General features: G+C 58.9%; 6 protein-coding genes and 1 pseudogene. 4 read left to right on the forward strand and 3 right to left on the reverse strand.

Annotated elements, in window-relative coordinates; translation table 11 throughout:
* Nucleotides 1-253, forward strand: a pseudogene (locus tag AC1DVH_RS25380) (hypothetical protein); the annotation flags it as partial.
* An 82-nt stretch (nt 254-335) separates the two neighbouring features.
* Complete coding sequence (locus tag AC1DVH_RS25385; RefSeq protein WP_477756119.1) at nt 336-542, forward strand: co-regulatory protein PtrA N-terminal domain-containing protein; 207 nt, start codon at nt 336-338, stop codon at nt 540-542.
* A gap of 14 nt (nt 543-556) precedes the next feature.
* On the opposite strand, the gene AC1DVH_RS25390 is transcribed toward AC1DVH_RS25385, so the two are convergent.
* Both AC1DVH_RS25390 and AC1DVH_RS25395 read right to left on the reverse strand, forming a co-directional pair.
* Nucleotides 557-733: a hypothetical protein gene (locus AC1DVH_RS25390; protein ID WP_477756120.1), complete on the reverse strand. Its 177-nt coding sequence runs from the start codon at nt 731-733 to the stop codon at nt 557-559.
* Nucleotides 734-756: 23 nt separating this feature from the next.
* Nucleotides 757-1,323 (reverse strand): nucleotidyltransferase family protein, encoded by a 567-nt coding sequence (locus tag AC1DVH_RS25395; RefSeq protein ID WP_477756124.1) that lies wholly within the window; start codon nt 1,321-1,323, stop codon nt 757-759.
* A gap of 230 nt (nt 1,324-1,553) precedes the next feature.
* Here AC1DVH_RS25395 and AC1DVH_RS25400 point away from each other — a divergent pair, with 230 nt between their 5' ends.
* Together AC1DVH_RS25400 and AC1DVH_RS25405 are read left to right on the forward strand one after the other, a co-directional pair.
* Nucleotides 1,554-2,891 (forward strand): MFS transporter, encoded by a 1,338-nt coding sequence (locus AC1DVH_RS25400; protein ID WP_477756121.1) that lies wholly within the window; start codon nt 1,554-1,556, stop codon nt 2,889-2,891.
* 144 nt (nt 2,892-3,035) lie between these two features.
* Nucleotides 3,036-4,736 carry an aspartate:alanine exchanger family transporter gene (locus tag AC1DVH_RS25405; protein WP_477756122.1) on the forward strand — a complete coding sequence of 567 codons (1,701 nt, stop codon included), beginning with the start codon at nt 3,036-3,038 and terminating at the stop codon, nt 4,734-4,736.
* A gap of 143 nt (nt 4,737-4,879) precedes the next feature.
* On the opposite strand, the gene AC1DVH_RS25410 is transcribed toward AC1DVH_RS25405, so the two are convergent.
* Nucleotides 4,880-5,539, reverse strand: a 660-nt coding sequence (locus tag AC1DVH_RS25410; protein ID WP_477756123.1) for a transporter substrate-binding domain-containing protein, incomplete at its 5' end; no start/stop codon positions are given.

Genomic DNA, 5,539 nt, shown 5'->3' on the forward strand with positions numbered 1-5,539 from the left:
CCTGCGCATGCTGGCGCTGTTCTCGGGGGCGTTCTCTGGCGTGTCGTGGTTCTATGCCGCCATGTTGGGTGTTGGTCGTCCGCTGGCCTGGAAGTACTCCCTGGTGGAGTTGCTGGCAGCCTATCCGGTGCTCATCGTCGCTGGGTTCGGGATGATGGTACTGCTCACTGCCTGGGCCAAAAACAGAGACACCGAAGCACGCACGGAGCAAGGCACCTGGAAAACAGGAAACGCCGCCCTGGCTGGCTGGTAATTCCAGGTTGAACAAGGAAGTTCAGCTCTAGCCAATGAATCCCGCTTTAACTGTTAATAAAGTCTCACTTGAGGATACCCAAATGAAATCCATGAAAGTTCTCTTCGTAGTCGCCACTCTGACCGCTTCTTCTCTGGCRATGGCCACAGGTGGCGGTGAYCGGACCTTTGCACGCATGGAGTCGGCCCGCAAAGTCTCGATGGAAACCTACCAGGTTGCCCAGAAACAGAAGGCTGAAGCCGCTGTAGCTCAAAGCAAAGCCAAGGCAGCCGATCACTCCAACAGCTGATCTGTTGTACGGCCTCAAGCCTCAAATGCAGCACCCATGGTGCTGCTGGCGCCGGTTTGACCGAGATCCTGCTTACACAAAATCTGTTGTGTTGAATCCACAGTCCAAGCAGCCCTTCGCCAAGGGCTGCTTCGTTTACAGGCCGTCGTGGCAGGCAGCAATTGGCTTTCATCTCCAATAAGTTGCTTCATCGGTAAACTCCCCTCGCTCCCATTCAACTTTGGAGCTCTACGATCCTGAGCCAAGGCCAACGAGCCTGATAACTTTTCGCCTTCTGGTCGAACAAGTCTGGCCTGGGATTCCTTGGATTGATTCTAAGTAACCCGTGCTCTGTATCGGCCAGGCCGTTGGGTGCATAGACCTCGCCCGTTTCAACATCCAGACCCATGCAGGTACCGGCAATCAGGTAGCGATCAATCCCGTCTCTAGCCGACTGAAGCTGAGGATAATCCCCGCCAAACCGCTGGCTGTACCACAGATGAACGCGAGCCTGATTCTTGAACTCAATGTTCACGTCGAGGTGGTTGAACAGACGCTGAGCGGACTGGATGACCTCATTCTCGGCTTCCCACGACAGATCATCATCGAAGTAAAAGACGTCGTAATCCTTCACTCCCCACCCTGCCGCTCGCTGTGACTGATGATTCCAGGCGGCCTGGAACAGGCAACCGGCCGTGAGCATGCACTGGTTCAAACCGAGCTCAGGCAAGCGATCAGCAAGCTCTGCGTTTACTGGATTGGCCATTGCGATCCTGACCAGGCTTTCGACAGTCAATGTCATCTTCATCCCTTCTAAATCGATCAAGTCCTGGCGACCGACAATACCGCCAACGCTTTACAAATACGCGAAAAACACCGCCCTTTGCTCACCCTCGGCCAATCTGGCGCGATTCATGCCTCGTTCAACGCAATGAAGTCGGTGCTGGCTATGTGGATGACACTTTTGAAGTGAGCCGCCCCGGTGTCTGCCCCGATAATCGATAGCTTACTTACGAAGTATCGAGGTCAAGCATGACGAGCGCAACTATGGAACAAGTCAGCCCAAGAACGCTGAGAAAAGTGATTGTGGCTGCCGGCATCGGCAATTTCGTCGAGTGGTTCGACTTCGCCGTCTATGGCTTTCTGGCCACGACCATCGCCCAGCAATTTTTCCCCAGCGGCGATGCCAGTGCCGCGCTGCTCAAGACCTTTGCGGTATTCGCCGTGGCCTTTGCATTTCGGCCCCTTGGCGGAATTTTCTTCGGCATGCTGGGCGACAGGATCGGCCGCAAGCGGACCCTGGCGATGACCATTCTGCTGATGGCCGGGGCGACGACCTTGATCGGTCTGCTGCCCACTTATGCGGCGATCGGAGTCATGGCGCCGATTCTTCTGTCCCTGATCCGTTGCGCCCAGGGCTTTTCCGCCGGGGGAGAATACGCCGGTGCCTGTGCCTACCTGATGGAGCATGCACCGAGTGACAAACGCGCCTGGTACGGCAGTTTCCTTCCGGTGTCGACATTTTCCGCCTTCGCCGCGGCGGCTGTGGTGGCCTATGCACTCGAGGCGTCATTGTCGGCCGAAGCAATGGGCAGTTGGGGCTGGCGCCTGCCGTTCCTGATTGCCGCGCCCCTGGGCCTGGTGGGTCTTTACTTGCGCTGCAAGCTCGATGAGACACCGGCATTCCAGGCGGTGACCCAAGAGCATGCAGTCGCACACTCCCCACTCAAGGAAACCTTGCGCAACCATGGTGCGGCTATCTGCTACCTGGGTGCTTTTGTGTCACTCACGGCACTGTCGTTTTATATGTTCACCACCTATTTCGCGACTTACTTGCAAGTCGCGGGTGGCCTGAGTCGCGCCACAGCGCTGCTGGTGTCGCTGATTGCATTGCTGTTCGCTGCGGCGATCTGCCCGCTGGCCGGGCTGTACTCGGACCGGGTCGGCCGTCGAATGACGGTGATGACAGCCTGTGCGCTGTTGATTGTGAGCGTGTATCCATCGTTCCTGATGGCCAGTTCCGGCTCGTTCGCAGCGTCCATCGTCGGCGTCATGCTCCTGGCGATTGGCGCGGTGTTGTGTGGCGTGGTGACGGCGGCCTTGCTCTCGGAAACCTTCCCTACCCGTACCCGATACACCGCCTCGGCGATCACCTACAACATGGCGTACACCCTTTTCGGCGGCACGGCACCGTTGGTGGCTACGTGGCTGATCAGCACCACCGGCAGCAACCTGTCACCAGCGTTCTATCTGATCGCGGTTGCATTGCTCGCGCTGGCGGGTGGGCTGGCATTGCCGGAGACTTCAAGGATTTCCCTGCATGACGTTGCGTCGCAGGAGAAAGGCTTAGGAGTGAGTGCGTCCGCCTGAAACACCAAACAAGCCTGTCCTGGGCCCGGTACTGTTCTATCGCAAAGGTGTTGCGGGTCAACCTCCCCGGATTCACACGCTACGCTACTGCCTGAGTCTTTCCTGACATCAGGCATTAACGTAGCGAAAAAGGGGAATCAACCCGTGCAGGCACTCTTCTCGTTTCTCAATGCCAACCCTTACATGTTGCTGTTCCTGGTAGTGAGCCTGGCGGTGCTGATTGGCCGCTTCACCATCAAGGGTTATGGGTTGGGTACCGTCGGAGGCGCCATAGTGGTTGGCAGTGGCATCGCCATTGCCGCCTCCCTCTATGGCATCACCTTCAAGTTCGACACGTTCACCATGAACCTCTTCTACTACCTGTTCATGTACGGGGTCGGTTTGCGGGTCGGTCCCTCCTTCCTCAATAGCCTGAAAGATGACGGGCTGAAGTTCACCGTCCTTGCGGTCATTTGCAGTTTGGTCAGTCTGGCCGTGGTGGTCTTGGGCACGCGTCTATTCAACTTGCCGACCGGCGCGGCCGGCGGAATCCTCGCCGGGGCCACGACCATGTCCTCGGCCATCGGCTCGGCTGAACAGGCGGTTGCCTCGGGTGCCGTCCACCTCGCACCGGGCGACACGGTCGAGGGAGTGTCGGCGATGATTACCCTGTCCTATGGCATCACTTACATCTGGGGCACCATCGGCATCGTACTGATGTGCAAATACATGCCGCGCTGGTGGGGTGTCGATGCAAAGGCGGCAGCCCGTCGTTATGAGGAACAGCATGGGATGCATGATCTGGAGGACGACGGCCTGACCGCCGACAAGGCCTTCGGATTGCGCGCTTACCGCCTGGAAAACCGCACGACTGCAGGCCTCAACATCCGTGAGTTTCTCGCTCGATTCCCGGAATATCGCATCGTCAATGTGCATCACGGTGATGAGTCGATAGGGGCAGATCCGGATATCCAGTTGCAGTTGGGGGATGTGATTACCCTTTGCAGCACTCGTACAGGCCTCACCATCAACATCGGTCTGCTCGGCCCGGAGGTCGATGACGCCAAGGCGCTCGCCGTCCCCCTGGACCACGCGGAGATCCTGGTGACCGAGAAAGCTGTCATCGGCAAGCCGCTCAAGGAGTTCCGCGGACTGGACCTGGCCGGGCAGCTTCAGTTGACTCGCATCCAGCGCGGTGGTGTACCGCTGCCCGTAGGGCCCGAAACCAGGTTGCAACGTCGCGATGTGCTGTTCGTCACCGGTCTGTCCAGTGCCGTGCAACGCGCGGGCGAGTTGTTTGGCGTCATCGCCCGGCCCAGTAGCATGACCGACTTGTTAACGTTGTTTGCCGGGATGACCCTGGGGCTGCTGATCGGTCTGATCCAGTTCCCCGCCTTTGGCGCTTCTGTCGGCCTGGGAAGCGCTGGCGGCCTGATGGTGTCGGGCATCATCGTCTCGTCACTGTCCTCGCGCCTGCGTTTCTTCGGCAATACGCCGAACGCGGCGCGTAACATCCTTGAGGACATGGGCCTGCTGGTGTTCGTGGCGATTGTCGGGATCAATGCCGGTGCCACCCTCCTCGCCCAACTGACGGGTACGCTGGCCGTGCAGATATTCCTGGTGGGCTTCGTCGCCTGCATGCTGCCGCCGTTCGCCGTCTGGGTGGTCGGCTATCACTTGATGAAGATCAATCCGGCGGTACTGATGGGCGGCATGGCCGGTGCCCGCAGTCATTCCGGACCGTGCCTCGAAGCGGCGGCAGAAATCGGCAGCAACGTGCCGTGGGTCGGTTTTCCGGTAGCGTTCGCAGTCTCGGGAATCCTGCTGACGGTCCTCGGCTACTTCGCCATGGTCCTCGCCAATTGACGCTGCTCATCTGTAGGAGCGAGCTTGCTCGCGAAGGTCGTCAACGATAACGCGTGCTCACTGGCTAAACACGGCGCTCTTGAGTCCATCGCGAGCAAGCTCGCTCCTACAGTTGCATTACGTCCGCGGAAGGCCCGATGCCACTAAGGCAACGCATACACCCTGAACAGTTTTCTCACGGTAGCGTTGGTTCCGCCCAGGTACTGGTCGTAGGCCTTTTCTATGAAGCCCGAGTGATAGGCTTCACTCAGGGCCATATCGACCAGCAAGCGGAAGTCTTCGTCGTTGCGCTCCACGATCATCGCCACCGGCGAGTACTCGAAGATGCGGTCCAGGAGCATCAGGTTCTTCGCCGCGCCTTCCTTGGCGATTTCGTTTCGCAGCAGCATGCGTTCGGAGAAGAAGGCATCGGCCTTGCCCTCGGCGACCAGCTTGATGCCCTCGTCGTTGTTGTCCACGGTCACCAGCGAAGCGATCACGTTGAGCAGGCGCATCTGTTCGCGAATCCAGTCTTCGGTCACGCCCCCCTCCAGGGTCGCGTAGGTTTGGTTGGCCAGACCGTTGTTGATGCTGGCACGCCAGGTCGGGCCGGTATTGGCGACCTTGCCATTGAGCACATTGAGCAGCGGTTCGCGAGCATCGCTGCGCACCACGACCGAGAGGCCGGCGGTGTAGATCGGTATGGAGTAACTGATCATCTTGCGCCGCTCCAGGGTGGGCGGTGTCGGCGTGCAGAGGATATCGACTTTACCCTGGCTCACGGCGTTGACCTCGTCCGAAATCTTGACGGGCTGGTAGCGCAC

This window comes from Pseudomonas sp. P4_C3 (assembly GCF_056402075.1).

What these genes read in the sequence shown, in the direction of transcription:
- AC1DVH_RS25400 (WP_477756121.1), top strand. Translation starts at nt 1,554, where the DNA reads ATGACGAGCGCAACTATGGAACAAGTCAGCCCAAGAACGCTGAGAAAA.
- AC1DVH_RS25395 (WP_477756124.1), bottom strand. Translation starts at nt 1,323, where the DNA reads ATGACATTGACTGTCGAAAGCCTGGTCAGGATCGCAATGGCCAATCCA.
- AC1DVH_RS25390 (WP_477756120.1), bottom strand. Translation starts at nt 733, where the DNA reads ATGAAGCAACTTATTGGAGATGAAAGCCAATTGCTGCCTGCCACGACG.